This window comes from Mesorhizobium sp. NZP2234 (assembly GCF_013170765.1).
Classification (GTDB): Bacteria; Pseudomonadota; Alphaproteobacteria; order Rhizobiales; family Rhizobiaceae; genus Mesorhizobium; species Mesorhizobium loti_D.
The window spans coordinates 770,814-786,163 of record NZ_CP033364.1; the positions used below are offsets into that span (position 1 = coordinate 770,814).

At 64.2% G+C, this 15,350-nt stretch carries 15 protein-coding genes; 10 read left to right on the forward strand and 5 right to left on the reverse strand.

Going from position 1 to position 15,350, the window contains the following annotated elements; genetic code table 11:
• Window positions 1–76 precede the first annotated feature (76 nt).
• Window positions 77–778: a GntR family transcriptional regulator gene (locus EB230_RS03665; protein ID WP_056576291.1), complete on the reverse strand. Its 702-nt coding sequence runs from the start codon at window positions 776–778 to the stop codon at window positions 77–79.
• A gap of 235 nt (window positions 779–1,013) precedes the next feature.
• Between EB230_RS03665 and EB230_RS03670 the strand changes: the two genes are divergently transcribed.
• The 10 genes from EB230_RS03670 (at window position 1,014) to EB230_RS03715 (ending at window position 11,836) form a co-directional block, all read left to right on the forward strand.
• Complete coding sequence (locus tag EB230_RS03670) at window positions 1,014–2,054, forward strand: ABC transporter substrate-binding protein (protein WP_172371409.1); 1,041 nt, start codon at window positions 1,014–1,016, stop codon at window positions 2,052–2,054.
• Between the two features lie 91 nt (window positions 2,055–2,145).
• Window positions 2,146–3,231 (forward strand): ABC transporter ATP-binding protein, encoded by a 1,086-nt coding sequence (locus EB230_RS03675; RefSeq protein ID WP_172374983.1) that lies wholly within the window; start codon window positions 2,146–2,148, stop codon window positions 3,229–3,231.
• A complete protein-coding gene (locus EB230_RS03680; RefSeq protein WP_172371411.1) occupies window positions 3,228–4,151 on the forward strand; it encodes an ABC transporter permease in 924 nt (307 codons plus the stop codon). Before EB230_RS03675 ends, EB230_RS03680 begins: the two co-directional genes overlap by 4 nt.
• A complete protein-coding gene (locus EB230_RS03685; RefSeq protein ID WP_172371413.1) occupies window positions 4,148–4,948 on the forward strand; it encodes an ABC transporter permease in 801 nt (266 codons plus the stop codon). Before EB230_RS03680 ends, EB230_RS03685 begins: the two co-directional genes overlap by 4 nt.
• 48 nt (window positions 4,949–4,996) lie before the next feature.
• Entirely contained in the window at window positions 4,997–6,583 is a 1,587-nt protein-coding gene (gene ggt, locus EB230_RS03690) for a gamma-glutamyltransferase (protein WP_056573705.1), read from the forward strand.
• Window positions 6,584–6,824: 241 nt separating this feature from the next.
• On the forward strand, window positions 6,825–8,351 hold the full coding sequence (locus tag EB230_RS03695; RefSeq protein ID WP_056573707.1) for an acyl--CoA ligase: 1,527 nt from the start codon (window positions 6,825–6,827) through the stop codon (window positions 8,349–8,351).
• Between the two features lie 2 nt (window positions 8,352–8,353).
• Complete coding sequence (locus EB230_RS03700; RefSeq protein WP_056573710.1) at window positions 8,354–9,334, forward strand: 2-dehydropantoate 2-reductase; 981 nt, start codon at window positions 8,354–8,356, stop codon at window positions 9,332–9,334.
• Between the two features lie 497 nt (window positions 9,335–9,831).
• Entirely contained in the window at window positions 9,832–10,626 is a 795-nt protein-coding gene (locus EB230_RS03705) for a class I SAM-dependent methyltransferase (protein ID WP_081294973.1), read from the forward strand.
• Window positions 10,627–10,861: 235 nt separating this feature from the next.
• Window positions 10,862–11,149, forward strand: coding sequence for a hypothetical protein (locus tag EB230_RS03710; RefSeq protein ID WP_155772479.1), 288 nt, complete (start codon window positions 10,862–10,864; stop codon window positions 11,147–11,149).
• Window positions 11,150–11,281: 132 nt separating this feature from the next.
• Window positions 11,282–11,836, forward strand: coding sequence for a hypothetical protein (locus EB230_RS03715; protein WP_155772480.1), 555 nt, complete (start codon window positions 11,282–11,284; stop codon window positions 11,834–11,836).
• A 133-nt stretch (window positions 11,837–11,969) separates the two neighbouring features.
• Here EB230_RS03715 and EB230_RS03720 read toward each other — a convergent pair whose 3' ends face one another.
• The 4 genes from EB230_RS03720 to EB230_RS03735 are packed head-to-tail and all read right to left on the reverse strand — an operon-like array spanning window position 11,970 to window position 15,341.
• Window positions 11,970–12,941, reverse strand: a complete 972-nt coding sequence (locus tag EB230_RS03720) for a branched-chain amino acid ABC transporter permease (RefSeq protein ID WP_056573720.1) — start codon at window positions 12,939–12,941, stop codon at window positions 11,970–11,972.
• A 22-nt stretch (window positions 12,942–12,963) separates the two neighbouring features.
• The gene (locus EB230_RS03725) at window positions 12,964–13,851 is read right to left on the reverse strand and encodes a branched-chain amino acid ABC transporter permease (RefSeq protein ID WP_056576300.1); all 888 of its coding nucleotides are present in this window, start codon (window positions 13,849–13,851) and stop codon (window positions 12,964–12,966) included.
• Between the two features lie 7 nt (window positions 13,852–13,858).
• The gene (locus tag EB230_RS03730) at window positions 13,859–14,569 is read right to left on the reverse strand and encodes an ABC transporter ATP-binding protein (protein WP_056573723.1); all 711 of its coding nucleotides are present in this window, start codon (window positions 14,567–14,569) and stop codon (window positions 13,859–13,861) included.
• A complete protein-coding gene (locus tag EB230_RS03735) occupies window positions 14,562–15,341 on the reverse strand; it encodes an ABC transporter ATP-binding protein (RefSeq protein ID WP_172371416.1) in 780 nt (259 codons plus the stop codon). The genes EB230_RS03730 and EB230_RS03735 overlap by 8 nt, the downstream gene beginning before the upstream one ends.
• Window positions 15,342–15,350 lie beyond the last annotated feature (9 nt).

The window sequence follows — 15,350 nt, forward strand, 5'->3', positions numbered from 1 at the left end:
AAGGGACGCGGAAGCTCGCTCTTCAAGGAAGGGTGGGGCGATCGCGGTCGCGCGGAGCGTGTCGTTGCAATCGCCCTCAGGACGCCTTGGCCAGAAAACCCTGGTAATCCGACTTGGCCTGCAGCAGGCGCAGCACATTCTCGCGTGATCCCCGCACATGGGCACGGGCCAGGGCGCCGGCCCGTGCGGTGTCCCCGGCGCAGATCGCCTCGACAATCTCGGCATGCTCTTCGCGGGCGATCTTCCATTCGTCGAGCCACAACAATTCGGTCCAGACATAGTGCTGGCACTTGTCGAGGATGCCGCACAGCATGCCATGCAGCATGGCGTTGCCGCTGATCTGCGCAATGACGCGGTGCAGGTCGATGCCGACCTCCAGTTCCTGGAATTTTTCCCTGGTGGTGCGGTCGGGAATGGCGGCCAGCCGCTCGCATTCCGCCAGCATGGCACGAAGCCGTGCCTTGTCCTTCTCGGTCGCGGCGGCGGCCGCAAGTTCGGTCGCATGGCCGTCGAGGAGTTCGCGGATGTCGAAAGCCTCGCGGAACATGTTGATGTCGAACTCGGTGACGACATAGCCCTGGCGCGGCCGGCCGGTGACGAGGCCGTCGCGTTCGAGGCGGTTGAAGGCTTCGCGCACCGGCGTGCGGCTGACATTGAGCCTGACCGCGATATCGTTCTCGGTGACGCGCGAGCCGGGTGGAATCTGACCGGTCACGATCATCGCCTTGAGCGAGGAATAGACAGAGTCGCGCAGCGTGTTTTTGGTTTCCTTGGCCAAGTCCGTTTCCAGTTCTCCGGTCTTTCCGCCGGAAGTCGATGTGGTCTCATAGCTGTATTCAAAGTCGGCTCGATTTGCCACGCCCTGGCACCGCATCCTCCCAGCCCTCCGTCAAGGGCTCCTGGCGATGCCGAGCGCTGTTGACATCGCTGACCGCCAAGCTACACTCAAAATTGTATACAAAATAGCATGCGAAATCAAAAATAATGGGAACACCGGTTGGAGAGCCGAAAAAATGAACAGGATCAGAAGCGTTAGCGTTGTTGCGGTTGCCGCCCTCATGGCGGCCGGCGCGGCCCCCGCCATGGCGGGCGATACCATCACCGTCGCCTCATGGGGCGGCACCTATCAGGAGGCGCAGACCAAGGCCTTCTTCAATCCGACCGCCGACGCGCTCGGCATCACCATCAAGCAGGACACCACCAACGGCCTCGACGACGTGCGCCTGCAGGTGACCGGCAATGCGGTGAAATGGGATATAACCGAACTCGGCGCCGACGAATGCGCGCGCGGCTCGAAGGAAGGCCTGTTCGAGAAGCTCGACTACGGCATCATCGACAAGAGCGGCATCAACCCGAAGCTGGTGCATGACGACTGGGTCGGCATTTCCTATACCTCGGTCGTCCTCATCTACCGGACCGACGTCTTCGGCGACAAGGGTCCGAAGACCTGGGCCGACTTCTGGAACGTGGAGAAATTTCCGGGGCGGCGCGCGCTGAGCGGCAGCCAGTCGACCGAGACGCTGAGCGTCGCCGCACTCGCCTCTGGCCTGCCGATCGACAAGGTCTATCCGGTCGACATCGACGGCGCGCTGAAATCCGTCGACAAGATCCGCGGCCATGTCGATGCCTGGTGGACATCAGGCGCGCAGGCGATGCAGCTGGTCAAGGACGGCGAAGTCGACATGGCGAGCATCTGGAACGGCCGCGCCGGCACGCTGAAGAAGGAAGGCGCGCCGGTCAGCTTCTCCTTCGACCAGGGCGTGCTCACCGCCGACTGCATGGTCATTCCCAAGGGCGCCAAGAACAAGGAAGCCGCCATGAAGGCGCTGGCGATGTTCGTCAGCCCGCAATTGCAGGCCAATCTGCCGCTCTATGTCGACAATGGCCCGGTGAACGAGAAGGCTTTCGAGACAGGCAAGATCCCGCCGGAGCGGATCAAGGACATCAACTCGTCGCCCGAAAACGTCAAGAAGCAGGTGCTGCAGGACGCCGAGTTCTGGCGTGACAATCTGGTGGAGGCGACGGAGAAGTTCAACAATCTGATCCAGCAATAGGCCGTGGCCGGACCCGAACCACGGCAGGGCGGCGCATGATGACACAGAACCCGCCCTGCTTGCGCCGCCCCCTCACCAGGAGACGATGACCTTGTCCATTGCGCCATCCGCGCTGCCGATCAGCATGCGCCGGATCGAGAAACGATTTGGCAGCGTGTCGGTGCTGCGCGACCTGAACCTCGATGTCGAGGCCGGCGAGTTCCTGACGCTGCTAGGGCCCTCCGGCTCCGGAAAGACGACGCTGCTGATGATCCTGGCCGGTTTCGTCAGGGCCAATGGCGGCTCGATCCGGGTCGGCGACGATGAGATCATCACCACGCCGCCGCACAAGCGCAACATCGGCATGGTGTTCCAGAACTACGCGCTGTTTCCGCATATGAACGTCTTTCACAACATCGCCTTCCCGCTGAAGCAGCGCGGCGTGGCGGTCCCGGAAACGGCCGAGCGGGTGGAGAAGGCGCTCGAGCTGGTCAAGCTCAAGGGCCTCGGCGAGCGCCGGGTCGACCAGCTTTCCGGCGGCCAGCGCCAGCGTGTGGCCCTGGCGCGCGCCATCGTCTTCGAGCCGCGCATCGTGCTGATGGACGAACCGCTGTCGGCGCTCGACAAGGGCCTGCGCGAACACATGCAGATCGAACTGCGCGCCCTGCACCGGCGGCTTGGCATGACGACGATCTATGTCACGCACGACCAGCGCGAAGCCATCACCATGTCGGACCGCATCGCGGTGATGAACGCCGGGCGCATCGAGCAGCTCGACAAGCCGGAAACGCTCTACGCCGCGCCGAAGACGCAATTCGTCGCCGGCTTCATCGGCGAATCGAATTTCATTCCGGTCGAATGCCGCAACGGGTCGGTCTGGTATGAGGACAGGCGGATCCAGACGGCAGGGGCGCCGCCGGCCGCCGGCCGGCATCTGATGGTGGTGCGGCCGGAGAAGCTGCGGCTGGTCACGGCGGCCGAGCCGTCGGACGGCATCAACGTGCTCGACGCCACGCTCAGTGACATCATCTACCAGGGCGACAGCTTCGTCTGTTACGCCTCGCTGCGCGACGGCCGCCAGCTGACGCTGCGCGACTATTGCCGCAGCGATGTGCTGTCCAGGCTGCCGGCCCCCGGCCAGCCGGTCAGGCTTGGCCTCGATGCAAAGGACACGATCCTGGTGGAGGCAGAGGGATGAACGCGCCATCCGCCCTCCTCGACGAGGCCGCCGGCGCGGGCCGGGACCTCAACGCGCGGGCGCTGCGTGCCGACGCGCGGCGCGAGCAGCTCAGTCTGCTGGCGCTTCTGTCACCCAGCCTGTTCCTCGTCTTCGCCATCATCATCGTGCCGATCGGCTGGCTGTTCTGGCTGTCGCTGTTCGACGAGGCCGGGGCCTTCAGCGCGTCCAACTATGCGCGCTTCTTCGAGCAGGCCTCCTACATCAAGACCTTCATCACCACCTTCAAGGTAGCCTTCATCGTCACCGGCGCCTGCGTGCTGCTCGGCTATCCCCTGGCCTACATGCTGTCGCAGCTGCCGCGCCGCGCGGCGTCGATCTGCCTGATCTTCGTCATCCTGCCGTTCTGGACATCGGTGCTGGTGCGCACCTATGCCTGGCTGGTGATCCTGCAGCGCAAGGGCCTGATCAACAGCTGGCTGATCGACCTCGGCGTGATCAGCCAGCCGCTGCCGCTCGCCAACAATCTGTCCGGCGTCGTCATCGGCATGACGCATATATTGCTGCCCTTCCTGGTGCTGCCGCTCTACGCCTCGATGAAGACCATCGACACCGACTGCCTGCGCGCCGGCATGAACCTTGGCGCCGGCCCGGTCGCCACCTTCCGGCAGATCTTCTTTCCGCTGTCGCTGCCCGGCCTCGCCTCGGGCGTGGTCATCGTCTTCGTGCTCTGCCTCGGCTTCTTCGTCACGCCTGCTCTGATGGGCGGCGGCAAGGTGATCATGTGGGCGATGCGCATGGAGCAGACCACCAGCCTCTATTCCAACTGGGGTGCGGGCGCGGCGCTTGGCGTCGTGCTGCTGTTGGTCACGCTGGCGCTTCTCGGTCTCTTCCAATGGCTGCTCGGCGCGCGCGCCACCGGTGTATGGAGTTCGCGATGAGCGGGGATGTCGGCCTGCCGATCTCGCACCGGCAACGTCTGTGGCTCTACGCGCTGGGCGGCCTGGTGCTGTTGTTCCTGATCGCGCCGTCGGTCATCATCGTCATCATGTCGTTTTCGGATTCGACGCTGCTGCAGTTCCCGCCACGGCAATGGTCGCTGCGCTGGTACCAGAGCTACTTCCAGTCGCTGGAATGGCGCGACGCGACCGTCGTATCGGTCAAGGTGGCCGTCATGACCGTGCTGGTGGCGACGCCGCTCGGCACCGCCGCCGCCTATGCGATCAACCGGGGCACGCTGCGCTTCAACGGTACCATCAACGCGCTATTGACGGCCTCGCTGATCATACCGGTGATCCTGATCGGCATCGGCACCTTCTTCCTCTATGCGCGCATCGGCCTCAACAACACGCTGACCGGCCTGGTCATCGCCCATACGGTGCAGGCGCTGCCCCTGGTGGTGCTGACCGTACTTTCGGGATTGCGCTCCTACGACATGAACCAGGAGCGGGTGGCGCGCAGCCTGGGCGCCGGGCGCATCGGCGCCTTCTGGCAGGTGACCATGCCGCAAATCCGCTTCTCGATCGTCTCGGGCGCGCTGTTCGCCTTCATCACTTCCTTTGACGAAGTGGTGGTTTCGCTGTTCATATCGGGCGGCGGGACGACGACATTGACACGCCGCATGTTCAACGCGCTGCGCGACCAGATCGATCCGACCATCGCCGCCATCTCGACCTGCCTGATCGTGCTTTCCGTTCTGCTCCTGTCGGTGGCGCAGATCTTCGGGCGGCGGCAATGATTTCCATCAGACCAATTCGCTGAAGTGACCATGGGATATCCAGACAGAATGCGTGATTTCCAGTTTCCCGGCCGCTCGCCGGTTCGTGCCACGGAGGCGGTTGCCGCGACCTCGCATCCGCTCGCCACCCTTGCCGCGATCGACATGCTGCGCGCCGGCGGCAACGCCATGGACGCCGCCGTCTGCGCCGCCGCCGTGCAAGGCGTCGTCGAGCCGCAATCGACCGGCATCGGTGGCGATTGCTTTGTCCTTTACTGCCCGAAGGGGCAAGGCGACGTGCTGGCCTTCAACGGTTCCGGCCGAGCGCCCGCGGGCGCCACGGTCGACTGGTATCTGGACAAGGGTTTCAGCGAGCTTCCCAAACAGGGGCCGCACGCGGTGACCGTGCCGGGCGCCATCGACGCCTGGTGCCGGCTGCTGGAGGATCATGGACGCAAGAGCCTGGCCGAGGTTCTGGTGCCCGCCATCCATTATGCCGAGAACGGCTATGTCGTGCATGACCGCGTCGCCTTCGACTGGGCCGAGCCGGAAACCGACCTGTCGGCCGACGAACACGCCGCGCGCATCTTCCTGCCGGACGGCAAGGCGCCGAAGGCCGGCGATATCCATCGCCAGCCGGAACTCGCCGCCACCTTGCGGGTGATCGCGAGGCAGGGCCGCGCGGGGTTCTATGAAGGTGCCGTCGCCGACGACATGGTGCGCCGGCTCAATGAACTCGGCGGGCTGCATTCGCACGAGGATTTCGCAGCGACCAAGGGCGACTATGTGGCGCCGGTCAGCACCTCTTATGGCGGCCATGACATCCACCAGATGCCGCCGAACAACCAGGGGCTGACGGCGCTGTTGATGCTGAACGTGCTGTCGGGCTTCAGGCTCGACGGGCTCGATCCCAACGGTGCCGAGCGGCTGCATCTCGAAATCGAGGCCGGGCGCCTCGCCTACCAGGACCGCGACCGTTACCTCGGCGACCAGGACCATGTTCCGGTGCCGGTGAGAGAGCTTCTGTCCAGCGCCTATGCCGACCGGCTGCGCGCCGAAATTCATCGCGACCGCGCCATGACGCATCTGCCGCGCCTGGACCTGCCCGGCAGCGACACGGTCTACATCTCGATCGTCGACCGCGACCGCAACGCGGTCTCCTTCATCAACTCGACCTATTATTCGTTCGGCAGCGGTGTCGTCAGTCCGAAGACCGGCGTCGTGCTGCAGAATCGCGGCTCGAGCTTCCGGCTCGACCCGGCACACCCGAACGCGATCGCGCCCGGCAAGCGGCCTATGCACACGATCATGCCCGGCATGGCGACGAAGAACGGCCGCGTGGTGATGCCGTTCGGCGTCATGGGCGGCGGCTACCAGCCTTTCGGCCATGTCCATCTTTTGACCAACATGATCGACTTCGGCATGGACCCGCAGCAGGCGCTGGATGCGCCGCGCGTGTTCTACAATGACGGTGTTGTGGAGGCCGAGCGCAACGTTCCCGGCGAGGCGCTCGAAGGCCTGCGCAAGCGCGGCCATCGCGTCGTCGAACCGCAGCATCCGCTTGGCGGCGGGCAGGCGGTGCTGATCGACTGGGAGAAAGGCACGCTGACCGGAGCCTCCGATCCGCGCAAGGACGGGGTGGCGCTTGGGTATTGAGGGATGGGGCAAGGCCGACCGAGTATAGCGACCGGGAGAAGGACACTGTCGCGAATGATTTCGCCAGTCGCCAGCGTTGCAAGGTAAGCGCCGACGTTGCTGTCAGCCCTTTTTCCCCGTCACTATACGGGGAGAAAGGGCTGACAGGGCAATGAGGGGCGGCGGCGCCCTCTACAATTGTCCAGGGTCGGCGTCGTCCGCTGGACTTCCAAAAGCAGTCGTTTGAACATAGCCGGTGACCATGACCCAAGCTGAAGCCCACCCCGACCTCTCCCTCCGCCTCGCCGCCGGCGCCGACGACGCTCCGGCGATCCTGGCCCCCGAGAGAACCACACTCACCCATGGCGGGCTGCGGAGCCTGATCCAGGCCACGGCCGAGCGGCTGCATGCGCTCGGCATCGGCCGAGGCGACAGGGTGGCCATCGTGCTGCCGAATGGGCCGGAGATGGCCACCGCTTTCGTCGCCGCGGCCGCGGCCGCCTCGACGGCGCCGCTCAACCCGGCCTACCGGGCAGACGAGCTCGATTTCTACCTCACCGACATCGGCGCCAAGGCGATCCTCGTCGCGGAGAACGAGGCCGGGCCGGCGGTGGCGGTGGCTGAACGCCTCGGCATCGGCGTGTTGAGGCTCATCGTGCAACCCGACGCGCCTGCCGGCAGTTTCACCATCGAAGGCGCGGCGGTCGGCCCGCAAGCGGCGCCCGACATGGCAGGGGACGGCGACATCGCGCTTTTGCTGCACACGTCAGGCACGACATCGCGTCCGAAGCTGGTGCCGCTCAGCCATGCCAACATTGCCGCTTCCGCCCGTCATATCGGCGCGACGCTCGGCTTGAGCGCCGACGACCGCTGCCTCAACATCATGCCGCTGTTCCACATCCATGGCCTGATCGCGGCGGTGCTGTCGTCGCTGGCAGCGGGGGGCAGCATCTTCTGCACGCCGGGCTTCAACGCCCTGCGCTTCTTCCAGTGGTTGGGCGACGCCAGGCCGAGCTGGTACACGGCGGTGCCGACCATGCACCAGGCGATCCTGCCGCGCGCGGCGCGCAATGCGGAGGTGCTGGCGGCGGCGCGCCTGCGCTTCATCCGCTCCTCCTCGGCGTCGCTGCCGGCGCAAGTGATGGGCGAGCTCGAGACAACCTTCGGCTGTCCGGTGATCGAATCCTACGGGATGACCGAGGCCGCGCACCAGATGGCGTCGAACCGGCTGCCGCCGGGCCTGCGCAAGCCGGGAAGCGTAGGGGCTTCCGCCGGCCCCGAAGTGGCGGTGATGGCGCCGGACGGGCGGCTGCTGACAGCCGGCGAGACCGGCGAGATCGTCATTCGCGGTCCCAATGTCACCGCGGGCTATGAGAAGAACCCGGACGCCAACGCCACGGCCTTCGCGCATGGCTGGTTCCACACCGGCGACCAGGGCGTGCTCGACGAGGACGGTTATCTCCGCGTCACCGGCAGGCTCAAGGAGATCATCAACCGTGGCGGCGAGAAGATCTCGCCGCTCGAGGTCGACGACGTGCTGATGGACCATCCGGCGGTGGCGCAGGTGGTCACCTTCGCCATGCCGCATGACAAGCTCGGCGAGGATGTAGCGGCGGCGGTCGTGCTGCGCGAAGGCATGAGCGCCACCGAAAGCGATATACGCGCTCACGCCGCGACGCGGCTCGCCGACTTCAAGGTGCCGCGCAAGGTGCTGATCCTGGACGAAATCCCCAAGGGCGCGACGGGCAAGCTGCAGCGCATCGGGCTTGCCGCCAAACTCGGACTTTGACGATGAAGATCACCATTTTCGGCGCCGGCGCGATCGGCGGCTATCTCGCGGCCAAGCTGGCCATCGCCGGCCGAACCGACCTGTCGATCGTCGCACGCGGCGCCCACCTCGAAGCGGTCAAGGCAAACGGCCTGCGCCTGATCGAGGACGGCCAGGAATCGGTGGCGCCGGTGAGAGCCGCCGCGAAGGCCGAGGAACTCGGCGTGCAGGACACTGTCGTGCTGGCGCTGAAGGCCCACTCGCTCACCCCGGCACTGGACCAGATCGCACCACTGCTTGGAGACCACACATCAGTCGTCACCATGCAGAACGGCGTGCCGTGGTGGTATTTCCATGGCGTGGTCGGGCCGCTCGAAGGCACCAGGCTGAACGCGGTCGATCCCGGCGGCGCGATCTGGCAGCGGATCGGGCCGGAGCGCGTCGTCGGCTCGGTCGTCTATCCCGCCGTCGAGGTCGACGCGCCCGGCCTCATCCGCCATGTCGAGGGCAAGCGCTTCTCGCTTGGCGAACCCTCGGGCGAGCGCAGCGAACGGGTGACGCGTCTGGCGGAGGAAATGGTCAAGGCCGGCCTGCAGGCGCCGGTGCGCGAGGATATCCGCAGCGAAATCTGGGTGAAGCTGTGGGGCAACCTCTCCTTCAACCCGATCTCGGCGCTGACCGGCAGCACGCTGGCGGGAATCGTCGCCGACGAAGGTACCCGCCAGCTTGCCCGCACCATGATGCTGGAGGCGCAAGCGATCGGCGAAAGCCTGGGCGTGCGTTTTCCGATCGGGGTCGACCGCCGCATCAAGGGCGCTGGCGACGTCGGCGAGCACAAGACCTCGATGCTGCAGGATTTGGAGCGCGGGCGCCCGATGGAGATCGACGCGCTGGTAACAGCGGTACAGGAACTTGGCCGGCTGACGGACAAGCCGACGCCGACGATTGATGCCGTGCTGGCGCTGGTGCGGCGGCTGGCGGTGCAGCGCGGGTGCTATGGGTGAGGGGACGACGGGCTGAGCCTCGAGGCGCCGGCGATGCGTCCGCCACTACGGCATCTTACGAATATGTATTCCAGCGGAAATGCGCGGGAAACATAAATGGCTCATTGCTTCGCGGAGAATGGAGTCATCTCAATGAACAGGATCGCTGAAACCTTCTGGATTGCGTCCGCGCTGGTTCTAGGCGCGGCCCTTGCAGCCGTAGCGGTACCGATCGTTGCCATCGTTTGCTTTTTGGCGCTCGCGCTTCCTGTGGCAATGCGGAGGATTCAGCGGCACCGCTATTGCGGCGATGTCGTTTCTCGCTCCACTCGAAAAGGCCCGGCTGATCGGTCCGGTGTTCCTCTGACCATAGAGACGACCTACACCGTCGTTCGGCGATCGTAGTCCTGTCTGCGGTGGCAACGATGGCCGCTGGCGCCATGGCGCCGGGCACGTTTCGGACACTACCGCATCGAACTGGCATCCTGGGTATCGCCCGCAATAAAAAGCGACAATGAATGTTGGATGAAGAAGCCCAGGGGCCGCCCGCAACGCCATTGGTTCCACAGATTGACAGATGCGGCGGAAACGATAGCCTTGCATTCCAAGGTGCGCCTGGCCGGCATCTGGCACCATCAGGTCCATCCGTCGTCGAGACACTCGATGGCATAGGCACTATTGGCCTGCACAACTTTATTGCGCAACAGTTTTCCATGCCGGAGGGCATGTGCGGACGTGCTGCTGGGGCAGTCATGGGCCTGATAAATCACCTGCCCAACAGGCGGGCCATCGAACGATTGGGCATCGGCGAGCGGGATGACGTGCTTGAAATAGGCTTTGGGCCGGGTTGGGCGCTCAAGAAAATGGCCAGACTTGCGCATAGCGGTACGGTTACGGGGGTGGACCGGTCGCCGACGATGTTTCGTCAGGCCCAAATTCGAAATCGAGCCGCAATTCAAGACGGAAAGCTGAAGCTGATCCAGGGTACCTTCGAGCGGCTGCCAGTGGAAACCGCCTCAATGGACAAGGTTCTTGCCGTCAACGTGATTTACTTCTGCTCGCCGACCGGAACCGCCCTGGCGGAAGCCCACAGGGTTCTACGTCCGGGCGGAACAATGTCGATCTATGCGACAGATTGCTCTTCAATGAAGAGGTTGCAATTCGTTGGCCCCGAAACCCGACAAACATTTGATCTAAAGGGACTTGAGGATTTCCTCGGCAAGAGTGCATTTGCGTCGGATCACATCGATATTCAAATGATTTGGTTGCCATTCGGCTTTCGCGGCCTGGTGGCGCGACTGTGCAAGCGGTGACGTGGTGCACAGGGTCCGCGCGCCAACTGACCGTCTTCGAAGCACCCGCGTGGCCGGTGCCGACCATCGATTGCCGCCACGACTGTGCCCAAGAACGCGACCCCCCTCTGCAACACCGATCGGTGCCAACCAGTTCTGGACCGAGGGTCGAGCGGCAGCCGGGGGATTGACCGGCAGGGATTCACCCTGACCAAGCCCGGTAGCCTGAACGGCTGCGCTGCTCTGCGGAGGGCAAATGCCCAATAACGCGCGATTGCGACTGCTGGGCGCTTTCACGGCCGTTGTCGTTGGGGTTGGGTATTATGTCCTCGGCGAATATCGAACGCACCAGCATGGAAAAGAAGCGACGTTGCAGCAACTGGTGGATAAAGCGCTGCGGCAGGGGTGCCTCGATGACTTTAACGCCACGCTCTCAATCCCGCCGGACCACCCATATGAAGTCGCGAACTGCCTCCGAATGGGCTATTTAAGCGAAGCCGAGGTAAAAAGTCGGGAGGATTACCTTGGCATCCCACTGCGCTAAACGCAGGAAATTTTGGCCCGGCAGTCCGATGCCGCCATGCTGGGCCCACAACAGGTGGAAACGAGCTTGCATCGAGAGCGATCCCTGTAACCAGGCGACTTGATCCAATACTAACATGAGGCAGGCGAAACGATGCCAAACAAGCTTGTAATGATCATCCGTCATGCCGAAAAGCCGGTCCCAGGTGGTCCGGACCTCGGAGTCACCGAACAGGGCGAAAGTGATCCCGCATCACTGACGGTGCGAGGCTGGCAACGCGCGGGAGGCCTTTGCCGATTTTTTTACGAGCCGCCTCTACCTCTGGGCAGACCTGCATCAATTGTTGCGTCAGGCATGATCAAAAGAGACGATTCCGGCACTCGGAGCAAGCGGCCTAGCCAGACAATCACTCCACTGGCAAGGCGTCTTGGCCTTGAACCGGATGTCACTCATTCAAAGGGCCAAGAGCAGTTAGCGGCGGATGCCATCCGCACAGCCCAATCACCTGTGTTGGTTAGCTGGCAACACGAGTCTATTCCTGCTCTGACGGCTGCGCTTGTCGGTGGCACAGGGACCGCTCCGCAATCATGGCCCGATGACGATTTCGACAGCATCTGGGTACTGGAAGCAGACGAGGCAAATGTCTGGTCTTTCTCGCGGGAACGCCAAGCACTCCTGGATGGTGACGGCACCGGTCAATTGAGTTGAGGGTCTGCCTTGGATCAACAGGGGAACGGCAGCTTCTACTTTCGGCCCATTTCAAGACGTCTGCACATCGGCGCCTAGCGTCCTTCGAGCGCGCGGCCGGTCCGCTCATCGCGCCCATCCAATCCGGCGCTGATCAATCCTTCCCCTCCCGCCCGAGCAGCCGCGCATAAAGCTCCCCGACGATGCCGCGGCGGAAGACCAGCACGCAGACCATGAAGATGAGCCCGGTGGCGATGGTCACCGGGAAACCGGAGGTGGCGAGCGTGTTTTCAAGGCCGACGACGAGGCTGGCGCCCACGATCGGCCCGACCATCGTGCCGATGCCGCCGAGCAGCGTCATCAGGATCACCTCGCCCGACATCTGCCAGGTGACGTCGGTGAGCGTGGCGAACTGGAAGACGATCGCCTTGAGGGAGCCCGCCAGCCCGGCCAGCGCCGCCGACATGACGAAGGCGCCGAGCTTGTAGTTGGCGACGGAATAGCCCAGCGAAATGGCGCGGTTCTCGTTTTCGCGGATCGAGCGCAGGATCATGCCGAAGGGCGAATTGACGATGCGCCAGATGGCGAAGACGCCGACCAGGAACACGACAAGCACGAAGTAATACATATTCAGCGAGACGTTCAGGTCGAGGACGCCAAGCAGCATGCCGCGCGGCACGCCTTGAATGCCGTCCTCACCCTCGGTGAAGGGCGCCTGGACGCAGAAGAAGAAGAACATCTGCGACAGCGCCAGCGTGATCATGGCGAAATAGATGCCTTGCCGGCGAATGGCGAAGAAACCCATGACAAGGCCGAGCAAGGCTGCGCCCGCAATGCCGAGCAGGATGCCGGCTTCCGGCGGCCAGCCCCAGACCTTGACGGCATGCGCGGTGAAGTAGGCGGCGCCGCCAAAGAAGGTGGCATGGCCGAACGACAGCAGGCCGGTATAGCCGAGCAGGAGATTGAACGCGCAGGCGAACAGCGCGAAACACAGCATCTTCATCAGGAAGATCGGATAGACCAGGAAGGGCGCCACCAGCAGCGCCGCGATGCCGAGCCCGACCAGCGTCCATTCGAGCCATGCCGGGGTGCTGGCTGATGTCTCGCGAAGCGTCAGCCCGGCCATGTCGGGTGTCCCTTGCGCCATGTCAGGCGTCCCTTCCGAACAGGCCGGCCGGCCGGACCAAGAGCACGATCGCCATGATGACGAAGACCACGAGGTTGGAGGCCTCGGGGTAGAAGACCTTGGTCAGGCCTTCGGCGAGGCCAAGCATGTAACCGGTGACGATCGCGCCGAGGATCGATCCCATGCCGCCCACCACGACGACCGCGAAGACGACGATGATGAGATCCGATCCCATCAGCGGGCTCACCTGATAGACAGGCGCCGCCAGAATTCCGGCCAGCCCGGCAAGGGCGGAACCGAGGCCGTAGGTCAGCGTCAGGAGCAACGGCACATTGACGCCGAAAGCCTGGACGAGACGGGGATTCTCGGTTGCCGCGCGCAGATAGGAACCGAGCCTGGTCTTCTCGATCAACGCCCAGGTCCCGAAACAGACAATCAGCGAGGCGACCACGACCCAGCCGCGATAATTGGGCAGGAACATGAAGCCGAGATTGGTGCCGCCCGAAAGCAGCGGCGGCACGGCGTAGGGATTTCCCGACACGCCGTAAGAGTAGCGGAATATGCCTTCGAGCACGAGCGCCAGGCCGAAGGTGAAGAGCAGGCCGTAGAGCGGATCGGTGTCGTAAAGCCGTGACAGCGCCAGGCGCTCGACCACGACGCCGAAGAGGCCGACGATCAGCGGCGCAAGGATCAGAGCGGGCCAATAGCCGATGCCGAGATAGGTGAGCAGGAGATAACCTGTGAAGGCGCCGAGCATATACTGGGCGCCATGGGCGAAATTGATGACACGCAGCAGGCCGAAAATGACGGCCAGGCCCAGGCTCAGCATGGCGTAGAAAGAGCCGTTGATCAGGCCGACCAGCAACTGGCCAAGGAAGGCCTGGACGGGGATGCCGAAGATCATCGTCATGGCGTCATCATACACCCAGAATGTCGTGGAGCTGCGTCATGCGGTCCGCCAGCTCACCGGTCGGAAATCCGGCGACGACCTTGCCGTGCTCCATCAGGTAGAAACGGTCGGCGACACGGCTGGCGAAGCGGAAATTCTGCTCGACCAGCAGGATCGTCATGCCGCGCTTCTTCAATGTCACCAGCAGCTCGCCGATGCGTTGCACGATGACTGGCGCGAGGCCCTCGGTCGGCTCGTCGAGAAGCAGCATCTTCACACCGGTCCTGAGCATGCGCGCGATCGCCAGCATCTGCTGTTCGCCGCCCGACAGCCTTGTGCCAGGGCTGTTGCGACGCTCCTTCAGATTGGGGAAAAGATCGAATATTTCCGCGACGCTCATGCCGCCTTCGGCGACGACCGGCGGCAGGACCAGGTTCTCTTCCACGGTCAGCGTCGCGAAGATGCCGCGCTCCTCCGGCACGAAGCCGATGCCCTGGTGCGCGGTGCGGTGCAGCGGCAGACGCATCAGGTCCGTGCCGTCGAAAACGACCTCGCCCGTTCGCCTGCGGATCAGCCCCATGATGGCGCGCAGCGTCGTCGTCTTGCCGACGCCGTTGCGGCCGAGCAGCGTGACCGTTTCGCCGCGAAATACCTCCAGGTCGACGCCATGCAGCGCATGGCCCTCGCCATACCAGGCGTTGAGACCGCGGACCACCAGCAGGGGCGCGGCATCAGTCATCGGCGGTGCCCATATAGGCGACCTTGACGCGTTCGTCGCGGCTGACTGTGGCGTAGTCGCCGGCCGCAAGCACCTCGCCGCGCTGCATGACCGTGATCCAGTCGCAGAGATCCGCGACGACCGTCAGATTGTGCTCGACCATCAAGACGGCGCGGTCGCTGGCCACCGAGCGAATGATGGCCGAAACCGTGGCCACGTCCTCATGCCCCATGCCGGCCATCGGCTCGTCCAGCAGCAGCACTTTCGGATCGAGCGCCAATGTGGTGGCGATCTCGAGCACACGTTTCCTGCCATAGGAAAGATCGCCGGCCAGCCTGTTCCTGGCATCGTCGAGACCGACCGACCGCAGCAGCTCGATCGCACGCGGCGTCAATCGGTCGAGCGCGGCAAGCGAGCGCCAGAACTGGACGCCGAGCCCAGCCGGCCGCTGCAGCGCGACGCGCACATTGTCGAGCACGCTGAGATGCGGAAAGATCGCCGATATCTGGAACGAGCGCACCAGCCCCATCCGCGCCACCTTCGCCGGCGAGGTGCGGGTGATGTCGTGGCCGAGCAGTTCGATCCTGCCGCTGGTCGGCGCCAGGAACTTGGTGAGCAGGTTGAAGACCGTAGTCTTGCCGGCGCCGTTGGGACCGATCAGGGCATGGATGTTGCGGTGGCGGACATCGAGGTCGACATTCCTGACGGCGACGAAGCCGGCGAAATCGCGCCGCAGCCCGCGGGCGGACAGCACCACGGGCGGTTCGCTCCCGTCGAGTTCAGGCGGCGCCATCGGCCGCGC

Coding starts and splice junctions, on each gene's coding strand:
- EB230_RS03685 (WP_172371413.1), top strand. CDS start 4,148: ATGAGCGGGGATGTCGGCCTGCCGATCTCGCACCGGCAACGTCTGTGG.
- EB230_RS03705 (WP_081294973.1), top strand. CDS start 9,832: ATGTTGGATGAAGAAGCCCAGGGGCCGCCCGCAACGCCATTGGTTCCA.
- EB230_RS03695 (WP_056573707.1), top strand. CDS start 6,825: ATGACCCAAGCTGAAGCCCACCCCGACCTCTCCCTCCGCCTCGCCGCC.
- ggt (WP_056573705.1), top strand. CDS start 4,997: ATGCGTGATTTCCAGTTTCCCGGCCGCTCGCCGGTTCGTGCCACGGAG.
- EB230_RS03730 (WP_056573723.1), bottom strand. CDS start 14,569: ATGACTGATGCCGCGCCCCTGCTGGTGGTCCGCGGTCTCAACGCCTGG.
- EB230_RS03680 (WP_172371411.1), top strand. CDS start 3,228: ATGAACGCGCCATCCGCCCTCCTCGACGAGGCCGCCGGCGCGGGCCGG.
- EB230_RS03735 (WP_172371416.1), bottom strand. CDS start 15,341: ATGGCGCCGCCTGAACTCGACGGGAGCGAACCGCCCGTGGTGCTGTCC.
- EB230_RS03720 (WP_056573720.1), bottom strand. CDS start 12,941: ATGGCCGGGCTGACGCTTCGCGAGACATCAGCCAGCACCCCGGCATGG.
- EB230_RS03715 (WP_155772480.1), top strand. CDS start 11,282: ATGCCAAACAAGCTTGTAATGATCATCCGTCATGCCGAAAAGCCGGTC.
- EB230_RS03725 (WP_056576300.1), bottom strand. CDS start 13,851: ATGACGATGATCTTCGGCATCCCCGTCCAGGCCTTCCTTGGCCAGTTG.
- EB230_RS03710 (WP_155772479.1), top strand. CDS start 10,862: ATGCCCAATAACGCGCGATTGCGACTGCTGGGCGCTTTCACGGCCGTT.
- EB230_RS03670 (WP_172371409.1), top strand. CDS start 1,014: ATGAACAGGATCAGAAGCGTTAGCGTTGTTGCGGTTGCCGCCCTCATG.
- EB230_RS03700 (WP_056573710.1), top strand. CDS start 8,354: ATGAAGATCACCATTTTCGGCGCCGGCGCGATCGGCGGCTATCTCGCG.